Source organism: Saccharibacillus kuerlensis DSM 22868 (genome assembly GCF_000378145.1).
GTDB lineage: Bacteria > Bacillota > Bacilli > Paenibacillales > Paenibacillaceae > Saccharibacillus > Saccharibacillus kuerlensis.
In genome coordinates, this window is sequence record NZ_KB899279.1 from 273,378 (window position 1) to 297,063 (window position 23,686).

Genomic DNA, 23,686 nt, shown 5'->3' on the forward strand with positions numbered 1-23,686 from the left:
TCGTTTCGGCCTTTTGGGACAAGGGTAAGGAGCAGCAAAGAGCGCTTTTGGTTCTTAATTTTAAAATTCGAGGAGGAAATTCAACGTGGCCAAAAAACCTCTCGGCAAACGGCATGTCGTCGCTTCTTTTCTATGCGGAGCCGTGCTGTTCTCCGGACTATCCGCTGTGGCAGCGGACAACCCTGTTTCAGCAGTGGCATCAAAGCTCGTTTTCTATGCGTTCGGTGAACGTCAGGACGTAACAGCCGATTACGATAACGGTAAACAAAAAGTTCCGTCTGCACTAACTTATGGCGGAACGACCTATGTGCCGGTGCGCATGATGAGCGATATGCTAAACGTGCCGATCTATTGGGACGGAACGAATCAGGCGGTCTCCACGGGTTCTGCCAAGACTATCATCAAAGATGCGGCAGGAAAGGTTATCGGCAGTATCGATCTGACTGAGGAAGAAGGCGGCGTACGTGCCAAAGCCAACGTAACCAATCTTCCTCCAGGCGAACACGGCATCCATATTCATCAGATGCCGATTGAAGGCAATGACTTTGCCACGGCAATGAGCCACTTCAATCCGACCGATATGAAGCACGGCCACGATAATCCAAGCGGTCCGCACCTGGGCGACTTCAAAGGCAACTTGACCGTGGGCGCCAACGGGAGTTCTACGGATGAATTCTTCCTCGAGGGAGCCAACCTCAAACCCGACAGCAGTATGTCCTTTGCCGGACGCTCAATCATTATCCACTCCGGTCCAGACGATCAGAAGACCGATCCTTCGGGTGACTCAGGCGACCGGATTGCCGGAGGGAATATTCCGAAATAAAGACCGGAGCATTTAACGTTTACGGAGCTTAACATCTACAGCATTCAACAATTAATAGAGATAGCAACAGTAATAGAAAAACACCGAAAAGCTAGTAAGCTTTTCGGTGTTTTTCTGGTTCATTCCCCGTTCAGCAGCCCTTTGCTTGTCAGGAACTCCCCTGCTACTTCTTCCGCCAGCTCTCCTTCCACATCGACCGCGTAATTCATCTGCCGCATCTCGTCGTCGGTGATCTGTCCGGCAAGTACATTCAGCGTATCAGCCAGTTCCGGATACTTGTCGAGCGTGCTTTGCAGCATAAGCGGTGCCCCCTGGTAAGGCGGGAATAGGTTCTTGTCGTCTTCAAGCACGGTCAGTTCGTATCGGGCCAATTCGCTGTCGGTCGAGTATGCGTCGATCAGATCGATATCGCCTCGCTGGAGTGCTTGATAGCGCAGCTTCGGTTCCATCGTAAATACAGTATGGAAAGTAATACCGTACAGCTTCTGAATGCCCAGATAACCATCCTCGCGGTCCGAGAATTCGCGGGTAAAGGCGGCTTCCAAATTGTTCTCAAGCGCCTCCAAATCGGAAATTTTCGTGACTTCGTACTGCTCGGCCAAGCGCTGAGACATCGCGAGTGCATACGTATTATTGTAAGCCATTGGCTCCAGCAGAGCCATATTGAACTCGCTCTTCAAGCCATCGCGGGCCTGTTCGTACACTTCACGGGCATTCCTGCTGACGGCAGGCGTCTTCAGCAGCTCTCCGGTCACCGTACCGGTAAATTCGGGATACATATCGATATCGCCGTTTTGCAGAGCGGCGAACACGAACGAGGTCGGTCCGAGACCCGGCTTCAGCTCCACCTTCAGATCGGTATCCTGTTCGATCAATTCTTTATACATATTGATCAGAATTTCTGGCTCGGCACCCAGCTTGCTTCCAAGAACAAGATCCGCCTTGTTCGTCTGCCCAAGCAGCGGTATGACGAGGAATGCAGCAATGATTAGAGCAAACCCGCCCAGAGCCGTGAGCGAACGCTTCAGCGACAGCTTCTGCAGGAATCGCAGGGCAAAATCGAAGACAATCGCCAGCAGCGCAGCAGGAATAGCACCTAGCAGAATCAGGTTCGTATTGTTGCGGTCAATCCCGAGCAAGATCAGCTCGCCGAGACCGCCGCCGCCGATCAGGGCGGCCAGCGTTGCCGTACCGATGATAAGCACGGTTGCGGTACGGATCCCCGCCATAATCACCGGCATGGCCAGCGGCAGCTCGACCTTGAGCAGACGGCGCCGACGATTCATGCCCATCGCATCGGCCGCTTCAAGCAGCGAAGAATCGACTTCGCGTACGCCGGTATATGTATTGCGCAGAATCGGCAGCAGCGCGTAGATAACGAGTGCGACTACTGCCGGCACACGGCCGATCCCCAGCAGAGGAATCAGCAGGCCGAGCAGGGCCAGCGACGGAATCGTCTGCAGCACCGCAGTTACGCCGATCACGCCTTCCGCACCTCGCGGATTACGCGCAAGCAGCAGGCCGAGCGGCACCGCAATCAATGCAGCAATCAATAGCGAAACAAACGACAAGACGATATGATCGCCGAGCGTCGTCCACAGCTGATCTTGACGCTGACCGAACACATCGAAGAAAGCATTCATTCAGCAGCGCCTCCTTCCTGAAACTCACGGGCCATGCGCCTCAGTGTCTTGTCCCGATCCAGCAGACCGATCACTTCATCACCGCGCCGTACCAACAACCGTTCCTCGACGGCAAAATGCCAAAGCAGCTCGCCCAGCGCGGTATCGGCTCTGACCGTAACCGCACCGTCTGCCACCAGACGACTGTCCGGTGCAAGCGGATCGGCCAGATCTTCAGCAGTTAACGCAGAAGCTCCAAATCCTTCCCGTCCGGCCGCATCGCCCAGAAATTCCCGAACGAAATCGTCCGCAGGACGGTGCACAATGTCATTTGGCGTACCAATCTGTACAACTTCCCCATCCTTCATGATGCAAATGCGATCGCCGAGTTTCAGTGCTTCGCGCATATCGTGCGTAACAAAGACAATCGTCTTGCGGATATTTCGCTGCAGCTCAAGCAGGTCGTTCTGCAGCTTCTCGCGAGTAACCGGGTCGAGCGCACTGAACGGCTCGTCCATCAGCAGGATATCCGGGTCGGCAGCAAGCGCACGGACGACGCCTACGCGCTGCTGTTGGCCGCCGGACAGCTCGGCCGGACGCTTGTCGCGATATACATCCGGATCAAGCCCAACCATACTCAGCAGGTGTTCAACTCTCTTGTCACTTTCTGCACGCGGGATCTTCATCAGCTCCGGCACAACCGCCACGTTCTCCGCAATACTCATGTGCGGGAACAGAGCGATCTGCTGAAGCACATAACCGATATTCCAGCGCAGTTCGTTCAGCTTGTAGTCGTCGACCGGGCGTCCCTCGATCATGATCCGGCCTCCACTCGCTTCGATCAGCCGGTTAATCATCTTCAGCACGGTTGTCTTGCCGCAGCCGCTCGGTCCGATCAGCACGAAGAACTCGCCTTTTTGGATCTCGAAAGACAAGCCGGACACGGCCATGCGTCCGTCATCGTAGATTTTCGTAATTTCTTCAAATGAGATCATAATTTTCTCCCGAGTTTATTGTCGTCGAATGCGGCTACCTGCGGCATACTCTTCTCTAGGCCCCGCTGTTCTCCTATCAATACCCGAATGAGGCCGCTTGGTAATCACAGCCGAACAAAAAAGCGAAGCCTGCAATTTTAACATTTAACGAGGTCAGCACACCGACCTTGCGCAGACACAGCAAAGACCCCGAAATGGATATTCCGGGGTCTTCCGAACCAGCTTCGAACATGCTTATTTCAAACTAGTCCGAGCTTGAATATCAAACCTTTTTCGCATAAGCTGCGGATTGACGATCAAGACGCATTTAAGGCAGCAGATCCACTGCGTCCTGTGGTACGAATACTTCTACGCCATTGTTGATTACATTGCCCTGCAGCGTAACTTCATTGCCGTTCAATTCTGCCACGTTTGTGAATACCGGCAGACGCAGCGTGTTCTCGCCTTTTGTTACGACATAAACCGGGCTTGCCGCATTGCTGCTGTCGACTGTCCACTCTGCACCTTTTGCTGTGAACGCTTCTTCCGCCGGCACAAACAGCTGCTCGGTTACTGCGTTCAGATCCAGTCCAAGCGCCGATGCCATAGCCTTCGCGATGTCCGTGTTTTCCAGCAGTCCGTGCAGTCTCTGACCGTTCGGTGCGTAAGAATACAGTGTTACGTCGCCGCCCGTATGACCGCCACTTGTCCAACCGATGTGTGCACGTTGGCTGATCATCGGTCCGATCACACCATTCAGACGGCCTTCATCTGCCCGGCGAATGGCTTCAACTTCTTTGTTCGTCAGGTCGGTAATGCCGTAATACTCAGCCATCACCTGTTTGATATCATTGTTACTGCGTGGGCTCGCCAGCTTCGCTTCAACGCCTTCGCCTGTCAGCTTGGCTTTGAGCAGTGGAGCTGTAAAGGTTTCCAGCGGCTCCTCGTCGTAAGTGCTTGTTGTCCCACGGTCGCCGATCGTGATTCCGCCGTTGCCGTGATCCGTTACCGCAATTACCATCGTATTGCCGTCTTCTTTGGCGAACTCGAGCGCTTCGCCGACCGCTTTGTCGAATGCATTAACGTCGCTGATAATACCCATTGGATCGTTGGCATGCGCCGCCCAATCCACTTTGCTGCCTTCGACCATCAGGAAGAATCCTTCTTCATTGCGGTCCAGCACATCAATCGCTTTTTCCGTCATTTCAGCCAGGCTCGGCTGCTTCGCCGGATCGCGGTCCATATCGTAGCTCAGTGACGTTTCCGCAAACATGCCCCACAGTTTGTCGGAAGTCGAAGCTTGCATTGCAGCCGGATCTTTTACGAGATCGTAGCCCATATCGTTAATGACGGCTTCCAGGTCGGCGCCGTCTTTACGGCCTTCCGGCTTGAAGTATTTCGCGCCGCCGCCAAGTACAACATCAATACCCGCATAAACCTGCTGCTTACTCAGAGCATCGTAATTGCTGCGGTCCGGATAGTGTGCACTGAAGGCTGCCGGAGTCGCATGCATAATTTCGGAAGTCGCAATGATGCCTGTCGCTTTGCCCGACAGACGTGCCGCTTCCAATACGTTTGCAACCGGTTTTTTCTCGTTGCCTGCGGCAATCGGATCCAGACCCGGCATTGTATTTTTGTCCGGCAGAACGCCGACGTAACCCGTATGAGACTTATGACCGGTTGCAAAAGCGGTTCCTGCTGGAGCGGAATCGGCGATCGCGGCATCAGAAGAGTATGTACGAACAAGTCCGCTCGCCATCTCGTCCATGGCCAACGGTTGTCCGCCGTTATACCAGCGCGTCAGTGTCGTAGCGTCCATGCTCATGCCGTCCGGAATCAGAATGATTACATTCTCTGCTTCGATATCCGGGAGTACGGCTGCGGATGCTGCAGGCGCACCGATTCCCAGTGCCATTACCGCCGAGAGAGCCCCTGCCATCCAAGCCTTCTTGCCGTATTTCCCGCTTGCCGGTCCAACCTTTTGCAAATCGATCCACTCCTTCTGTATAGTATTGAAGCCTTTATCAGTGTAGAAAGATAGCGTTTGCGCAATATTAAGACTATTTACGATTTGTGTAAAAAAACCCCACCTTGCTCTATTCCTTAATTTGTCGAAAGTTGAAACCTTGTCGGCAGAATCGCATAATAGAAAGGAGAACCTGCTCTGTTTGCGGAGAGGTTCGATTGTCGAATTTTCAGGATGTATATAGATGGAGGGTCACATGAATCAATCCAAGCTCATCGCCGTGGTCGGCGGAACCGGCAGCGTAGGGCGTTATGTCGTCAGCTGTGCGCTGCAGCAGGGTTACCGGGTTCGGATGCTCGTCCGGACCGTACGGAGTATGCAGCTGCCGCCGGAAATGGCTTCCAGGCTGTCCATCGTTCAAGGGGACGTTATGCGCTTCGATTCGCTGCGCGAGCTGCTCAGCGGATGCTCGGCGGTGATCAATACGTTCGGACGGCCGCCGCAGGAAGAACCGATGTACAGCTCGGTTACGCGGCAAATACTCGAAGAAATGGAGCGCGCGGGCATACGCCGCTATATCGGCGTCACCGGCTTGTCGCTCAAGCTGCAGGGCGACCACAAGTCGCTCGGCGGGCGCGTGGTTTCACGCATGATGCGATCACTGCATCCCCAATTCGCTCAGGATCGGCTTCGGGAACTCTCCGTGCTTCAGAACAGTTCCGCGGACTGGACGCTTGTGCGTCTGCCCGTCGTCAAGGAGGGGCAAGGCGGATACACCATCAAATCGGATCCCAATCGGATGATGGGCAACCGCATCTATAACGGAGAAGTTGCCCGGTTTCTGGTCAATCAGATTGATAAACCCGAATATATACGGCGCTGTCCGTTTATAGGCAGTTGAATGAATAGTCTTCAAATGCACGAAGAACGCCAAGAACTATAGGAACGCAGGATAGACCTTGCGGAGAAAAGGAGGATAAACCCCATGGATTTCGTGGCGATCGACTTCGAAACAGCCAACGCCAAACGGGCGAGTGTCTGTGCGGTCGGCCTGGTAGATGTGCGGGACGGACAAATTGTCGACGAATATTACACACTCGTCAATCCGCATGACGACTTCGATCGTTTCTGCATTGCCGTGCACGGCATCACACCGGATCAGGTCGAGAATTCGCCGTCTTTCACCGATATCTGGCCAGAGCTGCGCAGCCGGATCGAGAACCGGATTCTCGTGGCGCACAATGCTTCGTTTGATATGAGCGTACTTCGGCGCAGTGCAGAAGAACATGGACTCGAGCTGCCGCACATTCAATATATGTGCTCGTGCCTAATGTCGCGCAAGATCTGGCCCGGCATGCCCAATCATAAGTTGAACACGGTGGCGCGCGAACTGAATCTCGGCGCTTTTAAGCATCACGACGCAATCGAAGATGCGCGTACGGCCGCGAAGATTTTCCTCCGCTGCTCCGAAGCGGGGAACGCCTCGGACTGCAGCGGGCTTGCCGAGCGTTACGGCTACCGAGTCGGCCAGATTTTGCAGGACGGCAGCCACGTTTCCTTCTCGTCTTCGGCACCGAAGGGCATCCGATCACGAAAAGGCCCATCGGCGCAAACACCAAATACCAAATCCGCGCCTTACGCGCCCAGCGATTCAGCTGATCGCAATAACCCGCTGTACGGTAAACGGATCGTTTTTACCGGCCGGATGAGCGGGCTGAAGCGTGAAGAAGCGTATCGCCGGGCGGCAGAACTCGGCGCGCTCTGCACCGAATCGGTCGAATGGAAGACCGATTACGTTGTGATCGGCCGCAGCGATTATGCCAAATACGCCGCAGGCGGCTATATTACCGGCAAGACCCAATCGGCCGCTCGACTCGCTGCCGCCGGCAGCCGGATCCGCATTCTGTCGGAAGACGAGTTTGTCGGCCGATTGAATGAAGCTGCGGAGGAGGAGCATGATGGATAAGCGCAAAAAGCAGCTGCGCCTGCAGCAGAAAATGATATTTGACGTTCTGTTTGTCATTCTGGCGATTGCCGCTATTTTCTTTTTTGAATTACACACATTCCCGGCGATCCTGCTGCCGCTTCTGCTGGCCGTGCTGCGCGGCTACACCTTCTTCGTCAATTTGCGCCACTTTCGTCGGCTGTCTGCCGAGATCCGCAGCGAGCAGCGCCCCAAGAGTCGGTTGTACGAACGCGAGGAAGAACTTTAATATTTTTTATAAGCGGACCATGCTCCGCACCAAAAAAACCGGACCGCTTCATCGAAGCGGTCCGGTTTTCTTATTGGCTGTATCTTTTTATTGATTGTATCTTTTTATTGGCTGTATCTTTTAATCGGTTATGGGTATGAGACTTTTTTTGAAGCGAACCAAGCTCAGGCTTGACCCGCCGACACGGACATACTTTCCTGCGCCGTTTCTTTGTCCGCGTAAATAAATTTTTCGACACTGATGATATTCTCTTCCAGCGTGCCTTCGGAATTATCGAAATACAGGATCGAGTTCCCCGGCAGATCCCACAACACTTCCGTACGCTGCATCCGCTGCACAAACAGATCCCAGTTCGCCAACTTCCATTCATCGGCTTTGTGACCGCGTTCCGCGATCCGTTTTTTGTACTGGGTCATATCGCCAAGATAAACATAGATGACTTTGACTTCGACGTCGTTCACGGTTGCGCCGATCTTGGCCAGCTCCTCGTGAATCCAATGCGGGTTGCGAATCTCGCTTGTGAACGGTCCGATTGCAAATACGTCAGAACCCAGTTCCAGATTTTCCAATGCTGTGTCCATAGTCAGACGGTAGCCGAGATCCCGGCACAATTCCTTATAGGCCTGCGAATCCCGATCGTGAGGATCGTGTCCTGCGAGCGTCATGATCTTCTCGCTGGCCGGACGAGATGCCGTATCCATATCGAGAAAAACCGGATGTTCCTTGATTGTAATACCTTTAGCGATTGTCGTCTTGCCGCTGCCGGCTCCCCCTACAAAAAATACCAGTTTGCGCATGTTATTCTCCCCTTCAATCCCTAAGTTCAATGTCATTTTATTTAAGTCTCATTTTAACATAATCAATCAGAAATGTTTTAAGATTTGTCCTTCAAACTCATTTTCGCACAAAAAAAGAAACATCCTTCTGCTAAAGGATGCTTGAACCTTAAATTCTAATCACGAAGGTCTTCTTTTAACCTATTCAAATCTTGTCCCAGATCGTTAAGATCATTACGCACCAGGCCATTATCCTGCTTCAAGTCGGATAAGCCTTCGTTTATTACTTTAAGATCCTGAACAAGATCTGCCATATCTTCTGTCAACAAGCTCTCTTCGCGTCGTTCCGACAACTGATTTTTAACCGCCTCCAGATTTTGCACCAACTTCTGCATTCCTTCTGATGTAACGTCCATTCCCTGTGCTATTCTGCCCGCAGTCTCGCACACATTCTGTAAGTTTGACTCGATTTGCACCAGCGTCGACTCAATCCGTTTAAGCTGCTCACTGTTACGTCGGTTGTTCATATTCGACTCTCCTCGCCTCGTTTTGAAGTCCACTTACTTTGAAGTCCACTCCTTTAAGACGATGCTTCATAGATAAAACTTGCGGATTATTCAAATTCTAAAAAACTTTTTCGCCGCTTCCGTCGTCTGCTCCATCACGTCTTCAACCGTTCGTCCGGTACATTCTGCAACAGCCGACGCGATATGCGGCAGATAGGCAGGTTCATTGCGACCGTCCTTCGGCTTTGGTCGCAGGTCCCGCGGCGTCAAGAACGGCGCATCTGTCTCGATCATCAGACGTTCCGGCGGGATCAACCGCACCAGCTCGCGCAAATGCCGGCCTCGGCGCTCGTCGCAGATCCAACCGGTGATCCCAATGTGCAGATCCATCTCCAAGTAAGTGCGCAGCTCCGGCTCACTGCCAGTAAAGCAGTGTACGACTGCCGGCAGTCCGGTCGGCTTGAAGCGGCGCAGTATCCGCGCGAAGTCTTCGTGTGCATCGCGCTCATGCAGAAAGAGCGGCATATCCAGTTCTACGGCCAGTTCTACCTGCTTCACGAACCATTCCTGCTGCATATCGCGCGGTGAGAAATCGCGGTTATAGTCCAGCCCGCATTCGCCGATGGCGACCACTTCGTTTCTCGACGCAAGATTTCGCAGACTTTGCAGCGTCTCTTCTCCGCAGCTCTTGGCGTCATGCGGATGAACGCCGGCGGTCGCGTAGAGACGGCCCGGATAGCGACCGGCGTACTCTGCCGCCGATTCGCTGCTCCGCACGCTCGTTCCGGTAATGATCAGCGGCGTTACGCCCGCTTCCGCAGCTGCCTCGACTACCTGTTCACGGTCGCTGCCGAATGAACGATGCATCAGGTTGACCCCGATATCGATCGTGTGACGCGAATTTACGACAGAATCCAAATTTGTCATGCCGAACAGCTCCCTCTTTCCTTATCTTATCTTTCCCTATCTTTATCTTTCAACCCTTCATTGCGTAAGATCCAAGTCCCATGCGGCTCCAAGACGACCGCTTATTTCGGCCTGCTTCCTCCTGCCCTCTCCAGGCCGGTCAGGCATTCCAACTAGTCGCTGTACGTTTCGTCCACCGCCAACACGCTTGCCGGAATACGTTCGGCCAACCAGACGCCGCTGCCTGCATCATAGAAAATGATACCCCCTTCACTCGCCGTCTTCGTGTCTACGGTCAGCATAACCAGCTGTCCCCGCCGCCTTCCGGCAAGCGCCGCAAAGTGCGTCTCGCCCGACAAGTGTACGTACTCACGCCCCATTGGCAGTAGGCCATGTTCCATAATGGACGACAGCGCATGTTGATTCGTACCGTGGTAGAGCACGTCCGGCGGCGTACCCTGCGGATACGTCAGCCTGCCGAAGCTGTGACCGTAGCGCGCTCGGATGCGCGGTACGTTCTCAAAGACGGACCTTCCGCCCTGAGGCTCTGCTCCCTCTTCTCCCATACCTCCGACTTCTGCCGCCGCTCGCTCCGAACCACCGACCGTTTGCGTTTCTACAATCTCAAACCGCTGCTTGTCGGAACGCCGCACTACACCTCGGACATCCTCTTCTGTCGTTTCTTCGTAACCGGTACGTCGGCGCACCGCCGCCAACAGTTCGTCCAGCCCACACGATCCATCTTCCGGATCGAGACGCAGTCCAAACTCTTCGGGCTCATGGCGCAGCATCAAGCTCATCAGTTTGCTCAGCTTCTTGTCGCGCTCAGCGGCCACTGGCCGGGAAACCCCGCCCTGCCTGCGCGTGACGATGCCTTTTTCTTCAGCGGCGTTTGCCGATCCTCCAACTTTCTTTTTCCCTTTGCCCATATTTATTCTCCTGTCTGCTTCTTATACTCTTCTTTCCATTTTAATCGAAGCATAATTGTAACGCACACCGCACTCCCCTAATAAGGAGGCAAGACAAAGCCGGCCTCGCCCGTTTCCGGGGAGCCGGCTTCTTGCTGTTGGTTTTCTATTCTTATGGTTTCCTACTCTTAATGGATTTCTTATTTCTGAATCGACCGCCCGCAATAGGTTTTCCGCTTAGTCCTTGTACGGATCGAACTCGTTCGCGCCCGCCATTGCCACACCGATCGGTTTCAACGTATGGAGCACTTCAATCGTCTCGGAGTGAGCGCCGAGCACCTCCTGCAACTGCCGGTATACAAATGGGCTTTCGTCCGTGCCGCCGCCGCGCAGTTCCACTCCAAACCGCTTGACCGCGCTCATCATCCGTTCCTCGGTAATCTCGCCTCCGAGACGGACACGCGTTTTCCAGTTCATTTTGCCCGCGGCTTGGGTACGGCTCATGACGCGTCCCGCTCCGTGTACCGTGCTGTAGAACGCTTCACGATTTTCGACCGAATCTTTTCCGCGAACAATGACCGAAATATCGCCCATGCTGCCGCCGATAAAGCCCAGCTGTCCCGGCGCTGACGGTGTTGCTCCTTTTCTCACGACAATACAGTCTTTCCCTTCATGCTGCTCTTTCCAGGCAAAATTGTGATGGTTGTGCACTTCGAAGTCGCTTTCCGCGCCCAAAATGTCCAGCACTTGATCGATCACGTGGTCACGACCCGCATAAGCGTAGCGTCCGGCCAGCTTCATCGCGCGGTAATACAGATCGCCGAGTTCGCTGTTCAGATCGAGCAGCACCGGCGCCTGGTCCATACTTTCACCCGGCGCTTTGCCCAGAAAATCACGACCTGCCGCCAAATTCAGGAACCCGCTCGCCGTCTTATGCCCGAAGCCCCGGCTGCCGAAATGGTTGCCGATCCAGATCCGGCCGGTCGACGGTTCTTCAAAAATATCGACATAATGGTTACCGCTGCCGACCGTTCCCAGCTGTTCCCTCGCCAGCTTGCGCAGCTTGTCGTGCACGTCACCGGCTCCGCCGACCTGACGGTATACCGACCAGTCGGGATCGTCGAACAGCTCGTGATCCGACTTTTTCCGATTGACTCCGCCTATACCGAATTCGATTCTGCGCGCAATTTCGTTCATGATCCGTTTGATCTGCGGTTTGACGTCGGCGGCCATCAGATTGGTTCGCACCGCTTTATTGCCGCAGGCGATATCGTAACCGACGCCGCTTGGGGAGATCTGTCCCTCATATGCGACTACGCCGCCGATCGGTTGACTATAGCCTTTGTGATGATCGGCCATCAACAGCGCCTGCACCACATTGCCGTGCCATGCGCATGTCTGGGCCTGCTTGAGCGCACTTTCGTCGACTTTCCCCCATACTTTAACGCTTCCCACCGTCTGGTAGCTCATGATGTCTCATTCCTTTCTCTATATAAAGCGGCCGATTTGCCATCGCGATGCCGTCCGCTTCGATTATTGATTGTTCTCTATTACCCGTTCAGCCGGCTCATCGCTGTTCTCTGCCTGAATTCATCTTCGCACGGCACAGGGGGAGATAATAGGGCGGAAGTATGGCAATATATTTATCGTCCCCTATACTTCGCGCCTTGGCAGAAGTATGGCAATATGTTTATTGTCCCCTATACTTCGCGCCTTGGCAGAAGTATGGCAATATATTTATTGCCCCTTATACTCTTCGCGCCTTGGCGGAAGTATGGCAATATAAGGATGAACAAACCTTTTCGCCCGAAATCGTTTGGAAACGTTAGAGAGAGAGACGAACATACATAAAGGAGGCAATTCTATGCAGTCATCCGACACCGAAGTTCTGATCTGCGGAGCCGGCCCTACGGGAATGGTACTGGCACTCTGGCTGACCAAACAAAATATTCGCGTGCGCATCATCGATAAAAACAGCGGGCCCGGCAGCACTTCGCGCGCGCTCGCCGTTCAGGCTCGCACACTGGAACTCTATCGTCAGCTTGATCTGGCCGACACGGCGCTGGCAAACGGCTACCAGGCACCGGGATTCAATTTTTGGTCCAAAGGCAGCCATCGCGGTCGAATCGGATTCTCAAAAAAATTCTCAGATCTGACCGCTTACCCGTACATATTGATTCTGCCGCAGGATCGGCATGAACGAATGCTGGCCGAACTGCTCGAGAAATTGGGTGTTCATATCGAGCGGCATACCGAATTGACCGGATTTGAGCAGGATGAGAGCGGCGTCCGCGCGAATCTCCGCGATGCTAATGGAAACGAGGAAGTCTGCTGCGCCCAATACTTGGCCGGCTGCGACGGCGCGCATTCCATCGTACGCAAAACGCTGGGCATCGACTTTGCTGGTGGAACGTACAGCCGCTTTTTCTATGTGGCCGACGTTGAAGCCGAAGGCCCGCCAATGAACGGCGAAGTGCATATCAATCTTGACAGCAGCGCCGATTTCCTCGCAATTTTCCCGCTTGCCGCTCAGGGAAAAGCACGGCTGGTGGGCACACTAATAGACGACCGACCCGATCGAATGAACACACTCACTTTTGACGACATCAGCGAGAACGCGATCGACAAGCTGAAGATCGAAGTCCGCAAGGTAGACTGGTTTTCGACTTACAAGGTGCACCACCGGGTTGCGGAGCGTTTCCGGGACGGAAGAATCTTTCTGCTCGGCGACGCTGGACATATTCACAGTCCGGCCGGCGGCCAAGGCATGAATACCGGTATCGGAGACGCGATCAATCTGGCCTGGAAGCTTGCGGAGGTTATCGGAAAACGCGCGGAGCCGGATCTGCTGGACAGCTACGAAATCGAACGAGGAAGTTTTGCCCGCCGATTGGTATCCACGACGGATCGGCTGTTTACGCTGGCAACATCGACTAAGCTCCAGGCAAAGATCATGCGTACCCGCATCGTTCCGGCCGCCTTCCCCTTGGCTGCCCGGATGCCCGCTGCTCTGCGCTTCAATTTCCGTATTATCTCTCAGTTGTCGCTGCAGTATCGAAACGGACCGCTTTCCAGTGGAAAAGCCGGCCGCATCCATGGCGGAGATCGGCTGCCGTGGATCCCGAACGCAGATGGCGAAAACGACAATTTCGCTCCGGCAGGTACGATAGAATGGCAGGTACACGTGTATGGCGAAGTTCGTCCTGCCTTGAAAGAATGGTGCGATTCCAACGACATTACTCTCCGCTGCTTCGTATGGAACGATGCCTGCGAGCGTGCTGGTATCGCCCGAGATGCTGCCTATCTGATCCGGCCGGACATGTATGTGGCGATGGCCGATCCCGATGGCGACCCGGAGCAAATGGGACGATTTCTGCTCAAAGCGCCTTCTGACCTTGATTCGCAGCCTTATCAAGAAAACATTGTGGATTAAAATTCGAACAAAAACCGGTCCTCCCTGCCAAGCTGCAGCGTGTATGCAAACTGCGAATTGGCTTGATCTTTTTGAGAATAAGTGCACTTATTTCAAACTCCAGTCGACGCTCTAGACGATCATTCGGTGTCTTTTCGGTGAACTCTTGCATACAGTCCCTGATATGATCCGGCTGTTTCAAAAAAAGGCCGGCTGGCGGATCAATCATCCGCCAGCCGGCCTTAAAACCGTATATCTATGCAGCTGCATGTGAGCAAAATTGGAGAGTTACACCCAGGAAGTCCGGAGCGACGGATGCTGAGGCAGCACCGCCGAAACCAACCTCTGCACCGCCTCATGCTCGGCGCTCGGAAGAGAAGACGGACTGTCCGTATGGTAGACGATCTGTCCCTTATCCATCACGGCGACGCGATCGCAAATCGTCATGACGGCCTGAATATCGTGCGTAATGAACAGATAGGACAGTCCGATCGAATCTTTTAGCTCCGACAGCAGATCCAGAATCAATGTCTGATGGACCATGTCGAGGCTGCTGATCGGTTCGTCAAGCACGATCAACTTCGGCTTAAGCGCGATCGCCCGGGCAATGTTGACCCGCTGCAGCTGTCCGCCGCTGAATTGACTTGGACGTTTGCTTCCGTCTTCAGCAGCCAGGCCCACCTGTTCGAGCAGTTCACCGGTTCGTCTTTTCAGCTCCGCAGGCGAGAGCCTCTCGTAATTGCGCAGCGGCTCACCGATAATGTGGTCGGCTGTCATCAGCGGATTAACCGCCGAGTAGCAATCTTGGAACACGGCCTGCAGATCGCGTCTGACTTTACGGATTCCCTGTCTGCCCTTTGTATACAGCTCGAAGCCTTCGAACGTCACTTGACCCGACGCAGGTTTTTGCAAACCGAGCACGATTTTCCCCAATGTGCTTTTGCCCGCTCCGCTCGTTCCCAACAACCCTAGACAGCAGCCCGGCTCCAGATCGAACGAGACGTTATCCAGGACTTTTCCGGCAGCAGCTTTAGACTTGCGCCAGCCGCTGCCGCCATAACTATGGCTTACTTGATGCACTTGAAGCATGTTAAGCATCCTTTCTTCCGCGGAGGCGGGCCTGAAGCAGCATTCGCGTATAATCATGCTGCGGCCGATCGAACAAATCGTGAACGTCTGCATGCTCCACAATTTCTCCCGCCTTCATTACAGCTACCGTGTCCGCCATTCGGGCAATTACGCCCAGATCGTGCGAAACCAATAATATGGATGTGCCATATTCCGTTCGAAGCTTGTCGAGCTGACGGAGCACTTGAAGCTGATTGACGGAATCCAGTGCCGTGGTCGGTTCGTCTGCGATCACCAGAGCGGGCTGCAGGCACATCGAAATGGCGATCATGACCCGCTGCAGCATACCTCCGCTCAGTTGATGGGGATAGCTTTTCATCACTCTGGCCGGTTCGGACAGACCCACCTCCGCAAGTGAGGCCGCCGCCTGCGCCCGGGCCTGCATTTTCGACAACTTCGAATGGGTTCGCAGCGTCTCGACAAACTGTGAACCTACCGTATAGACGGGAGTAAAAGCATTCATCGGATTCTGCATGATCGTTCCGATCTCCCTGCCCCGAATCATCCTTATCTCCCGGTTTGGCAGTTTGGTCAGCTGTCGTCCGTTCAGTCGGACACTGCCTTCCACCTCCAAGCCGCGGCGGTTCAGCAGCTGCAAAATAGCGCTGCACGTAATCGACTTGCCGCTTCCGCTTTCTCCGACCAGTCCCAGCACTTGTCCTTTTTCAATCGTCAAATCAATGGCCTTCAGCAGGGGTAAGGACTTGCCGCCGTCGTTCACCCGCACCTGAAGACCGCGAACCTCGAGCGTATGGGTAGACGTCATCCTTTTCCCTCCTTTTATCAAAATCCGTCGTCCATGTTAACGTCTGAGTTTGGCTACGCCGTAACGCTCCGACAGCGCTTCTCCAAGAATGTTGAACATAATAACAACAATGAGAATCAGCACACCAGGATAGATCATGAGTTCCGGATGACTGCGAATATGGGCGGTACCTTCGTGGATCATCGCTCCCCATTCCGCATTGGGCGGCTGGATGCCGAGACCGAGAAAAGACAGAGCGGAGATATCCATAATCGCCCAGCCCATCTCAAGCGTACCCATCACGACGATCGGACGCTGTACGTTCGGAATGATATGCCTGCGAATAATACTCCAAGAAGACGAACCGCTGATCCGCGCAGCCGCGATAAACGGGCGCTCTTTGAGCGATACAACCATATTGCGGCAGATACGTGCGTAATAGACCCACTGCACCAGCATGAGCGCAAGCAGCACCTGCATCAATCCCGGTCCAAAAATGCCGACGATCCCGAGTACCAGCACTAGATTCGGAAAAGCCATAATGCCTTCGCACAGCCGCATCAGTACGCTGTCCAACCATCCGCCCGCATAACCCGAGATCGAACCTACTAGCACCCCAATCAGCAGCGACGAGACGAAGATCATAGCGGCAAATCCGAGCGAAACCCGGGCTCCATAGATCAGACGAGACAAATTGTCGCGTCCCAAATGATCGGTGCCCAGCCAATGTTCCACCGAAGGTCCCTGCAGTTTGCTCAGCAGGTCGACTTTGATCGGGTCGTGCGGAGCAATCCAGGGAGCCAGCAGCGCCACCAGGAAGAAGAGCGCGATCACGGATGCGCAGAAGACAATCGTTCCCCTGCCCTTTAGTATCTTATTCCATTTGTTGATCAATGCTCGGCCCGTCCTTTCGCCAAAATGCGCGGATCCATCGCCGTTTGAATCAGATCTACGATCAGATTGCATACGATGAACAGACAAGCCGCAAAGAAGATGTAGCATTGAATCACGGGAATATCCCGGTTGAAAATCGCTTCAACAAAGTACCGTCCGAATCCGGGCCATGAGAATACCTGCTCTACAATAATCGTACCGGTCAGCAGCTTCCCCATATTCATGCCCATTCCGGTGATCAGCGGCGCAATCGCAATCTTGAGCACATGCTTGAGCATGATCGAACGTTCGCGGATTCCTCTTGTTCTGGCATACTGCACATAAGATTCCTGCAGCTGCTCAAGTACGCTTGTCCGCAGCATGCGCGTATAGACGGCAATCAGGACAAGCGAGAGGGTAACCGTCGGCAGAATCAAGTTTTGCCAGTCTCCTCTTCCTTCAACGGGAAGCAGATCCAGTCTGACCGAGAAAAAGAAGATCAGCAGATACCCCAGCCAAAACTGCGGGATCGAAGCGCCGAAATACGAGATAGCCCGGCTCAGCAGGTCGATCCAGCTGTTTCGGTATACGGCTGCGAGCACGCCCAGCGGAATACTCACCAGCGCAGAGAACAGCATGCTCCAGGCCGCCAGTTCGACCGTTGCCGGAAGCCTGGCTTTTACCTCATTCCAAACGGGCTGGTTGGTGAGGTAAGATGTTCCGAAATCGAACCGTGCCATCCGCTGCAGGGTGTTCAGATACTGTTCGAACAGCGGCCGATCCAGACCGAATTCATGCCTTTTCTGTTCCAGCAGTTCTGGCGTCGGATAAATATGAGCTGCTGTTAAATAAGCTTCTGCCGGATCAACCGGAGAAATATGAATTAATGCAAATGTAACAAGCGTAGCGATAAAAACAATCGGAATGATCGCCATCATCCGTTTCCCGATATAGCGGATCACTTCACTGTCCTCCTTGAATGAACGGCGCAGTCTAAGCAGGATTACGGAGTTTCCGTAGTCAGTCCGGTAAACGGATTCTCGTCACGGTTCGCCGGGAAGACGAAATCGGTAATCTTCGGCTGGTAGACAGCCGTCTTCTTAATATACGAAATCGGTACGATCGCGGACTGTTCCTGCAGGATCTCCAGGATGGAGCCGTATAGCTCCTGCCGTTTGGCTTCGTCTGTCGAAGACAGGACTTCGTGTACCATGTCGTCGAGTTCGGACTTCATCGGAATGGCGCTCAGCGTTTCCGAAATGCCGAAGCCCGGACTTGCCACAACGTTAACGAACGAATGCGGATCGTACGGCGCTCCGTAATTGTACCAGAAATAAAGATCGAAGTCGTTGGCTTTGAGGCGCTTAATCTGTACCGTCAGCTCAAGTCCCGTCAGATTTACTTTCACACCAAGCCCGCTCCATTCGGCTTGGATCGTTTCGGCCATCGCCTTCTGGATCGGATCTGTTTTGTCGAAGATCAGTTCGAATTCCAGCTTCTGACCGTCTTTCTCTCTGACAGCAGCGCCGGCAGGCAGAACCCAGCCCGCTTCATCCAGCAGAGCCTGCGAACGTGCGGCATCATACTCTACCGCTTTCAGATCGACGTTCGTATACGGATAGTTTTTGGACAGAATCGTATCGGCCGGCTCTTCCAATCCCAGTGTAACGCCCTCGACCATCGCTTTTTTGTTGAAGCCCTGATGCAGTGCCGTGCGCACTCTGACGTCGGCCAGCTTCGGATTCGAAGAGTTCAGCAGCAGATTTCGGGTTCCGACCGGATCGGACAGCTTGGAAACGTACTTTTCATTCTCCTGCAGCTGTTTGAACGCATCGAGACTGATTACGCCCTCGCCGTAGATCAAGTCCAGATCACCTTTCTCAAAAGCGGCTACACGCGTTTCCGCATCGGGAATAATCTTCACGGTTACTTCATCGATAGCCGGCGCTGTTCCCCAATAGTTTGGATTACGTTTGAATACCGCGTACTCGTCCTGCTTGTATTCGGCAAGCGTCCACGGACCGGTGCCGACCGCTTCCTTGACGCCTTCCGATGTGTCCCCATTATCCGGAAATCCGGCTTCGCCCAAGAAACGGAACGGGCGAACCACAGACAGATCCTGCAGTACCGGATAATAAGGTTCGGTGAGAGTCATCCGGAACGTCATATCGTCTACAACTTCTGTCTGATCGATCAATCCAACCATGCCCAGCCAGCTGTGCGTATCTCTATGTTTCAGTACAGCGTCGAAATTCTTTTTAACGATCACTGCATTAAAATCGGTACCGTCGGAAAACTTTACGTTCTGGCGAAGCTTGAATGTATACGTTTTTCCGTCTTCGGAAATGTCCCACGATTCGGCCAATGCCGGTTCCAGCTTGCCGTCTTTGCCGTAGCTGACCAGCGGCTCATACAGCATCGACTGCGCAAACAGCTGCGAAGGATTGTAAGTATGCGGATTCATTGTTCCGATATCCCGCGGCCATGACATTGTGATCGACTTGGCAGAAGTCGAAGCGTTGGACGCACTCCCTGCATCAGCACTTTGATCCCCACTGCCGCTGCAACCTACTAAAGCGATTGAAAGCAAAAGACCTCCAAGCAGCGCAGCCGCTTTGCGGTGAATATTAAACATTGGATGTACCCCTTTTCTCTTTATCTGATAATGATTATCATGTTCATTTTGTTAGATTATCCGGCAGCGCAGCTTTTGTCAACAGAAAGTAAAAAGCTGCTTAGTAGAGAGAACTATAGCGATTGTTTTTTATCGCGCGTTTAGCAACGTGCTCTTTCTAAGCCATACTTCCGCCAAGGAGCGAAGTATACAAGGCGATAGGTGTATCGCCATCATTATGTTGAGAAAATCCAATTTAAACCTAAGCGAATAAGCGGAGGGAGAAATTCAGTGTAGGAGCGCCAGCGTTCGCCTTTGAAATTGAGAAAGTTCATCTAAAACGTAATCCCTTTTCTCAATTTCAACACGCGACCGGAACGAATTTCTCCCGCAGCTTTTGAGCTTCTAAAGCGAATAGGATTTGCTCAATAGCTTGAAGGCGATACTTGATCGCCATACTTCCGCCAAGGCGCGAAGTATATCAGGCGATAGGTGTATCGCCATACTTCCGCCCTACTCTCCCTCCTTGCTTCCACTTAAAATGTACATACGCGAATCAACCGGATTTTTACAAGCGATGCCTTATTCCATACAATGGATAAGAACAAGAAACGGAGGAAGTCCCATGGCCAAAGAAAGCTTCGACAAGGAGATCCAGTTTCTGCGCCTGCTGGCGCTCAGCGGCGGCGGATACGACCGGCAGCAGTTTGCAGGCAGACTCGGCATCTCCGTACATACCTTTGACAAAACGGTACGCCGCTTGCGCGAAGTGAGCGGCGACGCCGATTTTGCCGACCTGTTCCGCTACGGTTACGCCGATTCGGCCGAGCCGGTGCTGCTGTTCCTGTACCGGGCCAAGTCGATGAAAGAATCCGAGAGCCGCCGGCTGCCGCTGATTCTGATATCGCTCAAAGGAAATCCGCAGACCGCTGCCGAACTGCTCGATGCCTGCTGTAAGCAGCTTCCTGTCGAGGCGGCCATGCCGGACGAGAAAACGATCCGCTCCGACCTGCGCTATCTGGAAGAAGTCGGCGTTATACACCGCCAGCCGGGAGGCCGTCCATACCGCTATATTTTGAACAACGATCTGACCGACTGTCTGTCGCAGAAAGAACTGATCGACTTATACGAATTTGTCGATATCATGGCGAACACACAAATTCCGTCAGTTCAAGGCTATTTGCTGCGCGATAATCTAAAGAAAGCGCTCAAATCCGCCGTGTCCGAAGAACAGTGGGACGATGCGCTGCTGGAGCCTTTTTCCTACAAATATCATTATGATGCACGCATTCTGGACGAAGCCCATCTGTATACGCTGCTGCGAATGATTCGGCTGCGCAAACGCATTTCATTCCAATACTTTTCGCCCAAAAATAAAAAAAGCTATGCCGCTAAAGACACCAACCCGCTGTTCGGCCGCGAAAACGAAGCCCGGCGCGAAAGCACTCTTCCGCTCAAAGTCGTCTATGACCACCAATACGGCAGATGGTATCTGATCGGATCGGCTGCAAAAGGAAGATTCGTAAAGTTCCGTATGGAAGGCATGATCGAAATCGCCGAGGAAGAGGAAATGCCGGAAGAGCATGTTGCGCTCAAAAAAGCCGCACTCGACGAACGGATGCGCCGCAGTTGGCTGATTGATACAGGAGAAATCGTAACGGTCCGGGCCAGATTCTACCGTCCAGGCAGCGGACAAGCGGACTTTATCGAAGAACGCGTACGGCTGCAGGGCCAATGGGGACAGATTGTGGAAGAAGACGAGCAATCGTTCATTTACGAAATCGAGGTCAACGGCATTACCGAAATCCGCCCGTGGCTCAGAAGCTTCGGATCAAGCTGCGAAGTGCTGGAACCGGCGGAATTGAGACAATCTTTTATCGAAGAATGGAAGGAGATTGCGGCCTATTATGAAGTCTCCAATTGAGAAGATTTTCAGTTATCAGCTAGCGTCGCGTCTGGAAGACACCGGTGTCTATACACTCACATCGCAGGAACGCGCCTGGCTGAGGACTATGCTGGAGCATCCGTCTGCCGCGGAAGCGCTGGAACCGTCTACGATCGAGAAGCTTCAGGCATGCACACTGGAAGACGAAATGCCGAACCTGCTGGACGGACTTGAAGAAAAGGCCGGCAGCCGCGACATGCAGACCGTTCATCCGCTGCTGAGGCCGATTCGCCAGATTCTCCGACATCGTCAGGGGATGATGATCCAGTGTATGACCAAAAAAGGCAAGTTGAATGATCCGCAGCCCGGCCTGCCGTGTAAGCTGGAATATTCGATGGTCAAGCGGGAATGGTACCTGCATTGGTATAATTCCCGCACACGTTCTCCCATGCATACACGGCTGTGTCATATTGTCTTTGTCGATGAAATCCCTCTATCGCCTGCACGCTATGAAGAATGGTCAGCGCAGGCGCAGCAGAAACTTCAAGGAGGGCACCGTTACGAAGCGACCGTCGAGGTCATCCGATCCTTCAACGCTGAATTGACCCGGATTCTGCATGCGTTCTCCTGCTTTGACAAAAGAGTCGAGTTCGATGAAAAGGAACAGATCTATCGGATTTATCTGAGTTACTCGGGAAGCGAGAGCCAGTATGTCCTGACCAAACTTCGCTTTCTGGGCAAAAGAGTACGCGTGGTTGAAGGCGAATATCTGAAAAGGCGAATGCGGGAGTCGACGAGGAAAGCGCTGGCGCTGTACGGAATCGGAACGGAGCCAACATTTTCACCATCAACCGTGATCCCGTTAGATGTAGAAAGCGCTGCTTGCAGGCAGGACTCCACAGCGAAAATTCCTGATTGATCCTGCGCAAAATCATGGATCACAAAAAAAGCCGAATCGGGCTGCCCGATTCGGCTTTTTTCACGATTAAGCTGTATGTTCCTTCTGTTCACACAAACGTAATCTCCCGCTCGCTCCATTCCGTCTCCTGGTAAGCCTGCGCAATACCGACTTCGGAAATACGATCTTTTGAGACTACCTTCTCGCGCAGCGTCGTCACGATCTCACCGTCAAACGGCGAAGGATCGGCCTTGATCGTTGACTCGTCCTGCCAGCTCAACTGCAGCAGCCCGCCTCCGCCGAACGGCTCAGAGCCCGGAATCCCGTCTTTAAACCATTCGTGCTCGTCTTCCTTACCAATCCCCGGAGCATTCAGACAGACGTACAGCGACAAACCGTCGCATGTCTGCAGCATCTGACGGTGCAGCAGCAGCGTCTCTTCCTGTACACCGGTATATTTGGAACGAATGCGCTGCTGGCGTTCTTCTTCATGCTGCACGAATGCTACGCATTCTTCGTGATCTGATGTGCGAATGTCTTCGAACACGCTGTAATACAGACTGTTCAGCAGTGCCGCATAAGGATGCTTTTCTTCCAACTCGTCGATGCCCATTCGGTAAAAGGCAAGCTTCGGCAGCAGCGGATATTCGTTGAATGAATACGGCGCATGCAGATGATCGTCCCATACCGGAATGTCGTCGGGACGAATCCAGGCGCGGTCATGTTCCAGTACGCCGAGCACAATCGCGTCCTTCGTTACTTCCGGTACATTCGGTGATTCTTCCACTCTCTCCATCATATAAAAACGATCTGCAAAGTGCTTGGCCGCCTGGCCGGCAAAATTTCCGTGATCATGCTGCTGTACAAGCACAAAGTGATGTTCGGTCTCACGTACGATCATGATTAACTCCCCCGTTTCCGCAGCAGCCTGACTAATGCCCGGCGCTGCCCTGCTTTTTCTCTCGCTATCTGCTATATTACCCGAATTATGATTCGTTCGTAACGAAAAGCTTGTGCAGCACATTTAAAACAAAAAGGTATCTAGGGCGTGTACGCAAACTCATCAACTTTTTCGAATAGAAAATGCTTTCAACGCCCAGGTCCGGTTTCCAAGTTTAAATGAAGCCTTTGAACGTAAATACGAAGCCGATTATTGGTTCCCGTATATGCCGGAATGGGACGCGCCCCATAAGAAATGCTGAATAAGACGCATTCAACAAGAAACGATGAATAGGATACTTCTAATAAAAAGCGTCTAATAAGATTCCATCAATAAGATTCAACGTAAGGCCCAATAAGTGCCCATATGCAATTATTTTCCGCAAAAGCTCGCCAAATCGTACAATAAGTGCGCAGGTGCAACTATTTCACATAAAAGTAAGGTTAGAAACGCGAAAACGCTGAAATAAGTGTATAGGAGCACTTATTTCAGCGAAA

At 53.1% G+C, this 23,686-nt stretch carries 21 protein-coding genes; 7 read left to right on the forward strand and 14 right to left on the reverse strand.

Features of this window, described 5'->3' with window-relative positions:
- Positions 1-85: 85 nt before the first annotated feature.
- Positions 86-823: a superoxide dismutase family protein gene (locus F456_RS0105980; protein WP_018976096.1), complete on the forward strand. Its 738-nt coding sequence runs from the start codon at positions 86-88 to the stop codon at positions 821-823.
- A 119-nt stretch (positions 824-942) separates the two neighbouring features.
- Here the strand turns inward: F456_RS0105980 and F456_RS0105985 are convergent, their stop codons facing one another.
- From F456_RS0105985 to F456_RS0105995, 3 genes are all read right to left on the reverse strand, one after another.
- Positions 943-2,466 (reverse strand): ABC transporter permease/substrate-binding protein, encoded by a 1,524-nt coding sequence (locus F456_RS0105985; protein ID WP_018976097.1) that lies wholly within the window; start codon positions 2,464-2,466, stop codon positions 943-945.
- A complete protein-coding gene (locus tag F456_RS0105990; protein ID WP_018976098.1) occupies positions 2,463-3,440 on the reverse strand; it encodes an ABC transporter ATP-binding protein in 978 nt (325 codons plus the stop codon). The genes F456_RS0105985 and F456_RS0105990 overlap by 4 nt, the downstream gene beginning before the upstream one ends.
- Before the next feature lie 307 nt (positions 3,441-3,747).
- Positions 3,748-5,358 (reverse strand): alkaline phosphatase, encoded by a 1,611-nt coding sequence (locus F456_RS0105995; RefSeq protein ID WP_051086702.1) that lies wholly within the window; start codon positions 5,356-5,358, stop codon positions 3,748-3,750.
- Positions 5,359-5,641: 283 nt separating this feature from the next.
- Between F456_RS0105995 and F456_RS0106000 the strand changes: the two genes are divergently transcribed.
- From F456_RS0106000 to F456_RS0106010, 3 genes are all read left to right on the forward strand, one after another.
- The gene (locus F456_RS0106000; RefSeq protein ID WP_018976100.1) at positions 5,642-6,286 is read left to right on the forward strand and encodes an NAD(P)-dependent oxidoreductase; all 645 of its coding nucleotides are present in this window, start codon (positions 5,642-5,644) and stop codon (positions 6,284-6,286) included.
- Positions 6,287-6,370: 84 nt separating this feature from the next.
- Complete coding sequence (locus F456_RS23475; protein WP_018976101.1) at positions 6,371-7,351, forward strand: 3'-5' exonuclease; 981 nt, start codon at positions 6,371-6,373, stop codon at positions 7,349-7,351.
- Complete coding sequence (locus F456_RS0106010; protein WP_018976102.1) at positions 7,344-7,598, forward strand: hypothetical protein; 255 nt, start codon at positions 7,344-7,346, stop codon at positions 7,596-7,598. The genes F456_RS23475 and F456_RS0106010 overlap by 8 nt, the downstream gene beginning before the upstream one ends.
- A gap of 164 nt (positions 7,599-7,762) precedes the next feature.
- Here the strand turns inward: F456_RS0106010 and F456_RS0106015 are convergent, their stop codons facing one another.
- The 5 genes from F456_RS0106015 to F456_RS0106035 all read right to left on the reverse strand — a co-directional run bounded on the left by F456_RS0106015 (position 7,763) and on the right by F456_RS0106035 (position 12,164).
- Positions 7,763-8,395 (reverse strand): P-loop nucleotide/nucleoside kinase family protein, encoded by a 633-nt coding sequence (locus F456_RS0106015; protein ID WP_018976103.1) that lies wholly within the window; start codon positions 8,393-8,395, stop codon positions 7,763-7,765.
- Between the two features lie 155 nt (positions 8,396-8,550).
- Complete coding sequence (locus tag F456_RS0106020) at positions 8,551-8,901, reverse strand: hypothetical protein (protein ID WP_018976104.1); 351 nt, start codon at positions 8,899-8,901, stop codon at positions 8,551-8,553.
- 90 nt (positions 8,902-8,991) lie between these two features.
- Positions 8,992-9,807 (reverse strand): TatD family hydrolase, encoded by an 816-nt coding sequence (locus F456_RS0106025; RefSeq protein ID WP_018976105.1) that lies wholly within the window; start codon positions 9,805-9,807, stop codon positions 8,992-8,994.
- A gap of 152 nt (positions 9,808-9,959) precedes the next feature.
- Positions 9,960-10,715 (reverse strand): RNA 2'-phosphotransferase, encoded by a 756-nt coding sequence (locus tag F456_RS0106030; RefSeq protein WP_018976106.1) that lies wholly within the window; start codon positions 10,713-10,715, stop codon positions 9,960-9,962.
- A gap of 216 nt (positions 10,716-10,931) precedes the next feature.
- On the reverse strand, positions 10,932-12,164 hold the full coding sequence (locus tag F456_RS0106035) for an RtcB family protein (RefSeq protein ID WP_018976107.1): 1,233 nt from the start codon (positions 12,162-12,164) through the stop codon (positions 10,932-10,934).
- A 394-nt stretch (positions 12,165-12,558) separates the two neighbouring features.
- On the opposite strand from F456_RS0106035, the gene F456_RS0106040 reads away from it, so the two are divergent.
- A complete protein-coding gene (locus F456_RS0106040) occupies positions 12,559-14,127 on the forward strand; it encodes an FAD-dependent monooxygenase (protein WP_018976108.1) in 1,569 nt (522 codons plus the stop codon).
- A 267-nt stretch (positions 14,128-14,394) separates the two neighbouring features.
- On the opposite strand, the gene nikE is transcribed toward F456_RS0106040, so the two are convergent.
- Genes nikE through nikA form a run of 5 tightly spaced genes read right to left on the reverse strand, consistent with a single transcriptional unit; the run spans position 14,395 to position 19,487 of the window.
- A complete protein-coding gene (nikE, locus tag F456_RS0106045) occupies positions 14,395-15,195 on the reverse strand; it encodes a nickel import ATP-binding protein NikE (RefSeq protein ID WP_026293686.1) in 801 nt (266 codons plus the stop codon).
- A 1-nt stretch (position 15,196) separates the two neighbouring features.
- Complete coding sequence (locus tag F456_RS0106050; RefSeq protein ID WP_018976110.1) at positions 15,197-16,000, reverse strand: ABC transporter ATP-binding protein; 804 nt, start codon at positions 15,998-16,000, stop codon at positions 15,197-15,199.
- A 36-nt stretch (positions 16,001-16,036) separates the two neighbouring features.
- On the reverse strand, positions 16,037-16,873 hold the full coding sequence (gene nikC, locus F456_RS0106055) for a nickel ABC transporter permease subunit NikC (RefSeq protein ID WP_018976111.1): 837 nt from the start codon (positions 16,871-16,873) through the stop codon (positions 16,037-16,039).
- On the reverse strand, positions 16,870-17,814 hold the full coding sequence (gene nikB, locus F456_RS0106060) for a nickel ABC transporter permease subunit NikB (RefSeq protein WP_018976112.1): 945 nt from the start codon (positions 17,812-17,814) through the stop codon (positions 16,870-16,872). The genes nikC and nikB overlap by 4 nt, the downstream gene beginning before the upstream one ends.
- 41 nt (positions 17,815-17,855) lie before the next feature.
- Entirely contained in the window at positions 17,856-19,487 is a 1,632-nt protein-coding gene (gene nikA, locus F456_RS0106065; protein ID WP_018976113.1) for a nickel ABC transporter substrate-binding protein, read from the reverse strand.
- Positions 19,488-20,091: 604 nt separating this feature from the next.
- On the opposite strand from nikA, the gene F456_RS0106070 reads away from it, so the two are divergent.
- A complete protein-coding gene (locus tag F456_RS0106070; protein ID WP_018976114.1) occupies positions 20,092-21,390 on the forward strand; it encodes a helix-turn-helix transcriptional regulator in 1,299 nt (432 codons plus the stop codon).
- Positions 21,374-22,270 (forward strand): WYL domain-containing protein, encoded by an 897-nt coding sequence (locus tag F456_RS0106075; protein ID WP_018976115.1) that lies wholly within the window; start codon positions 21,374-21,376, stop codon positions 22,268-22,270. Before F456_RS0106070 ends, F456_RS0106075 begins: the two co-directional genes overlap by 17 nt.
- A gap of 88 nt (positions 22,271-22,358) precedes the next feature.
- On the opposite strand, the gene F456_RS0106080 is transcribed toward F456_RS0106075, so the two are convergent.
- Positions 22,359-23,150, reverse strand: coding sequence for a DUF3891 family protein (locus F456_RS0106080; RefSeq protein WP_018976116.1), 792 nt, complete (start codon positions 23,148-23,150; stop codon positions 22,359-22,361).
- Between the last annotated feature and the right edge of the window lie 536 nt (positions 23,151-23,686).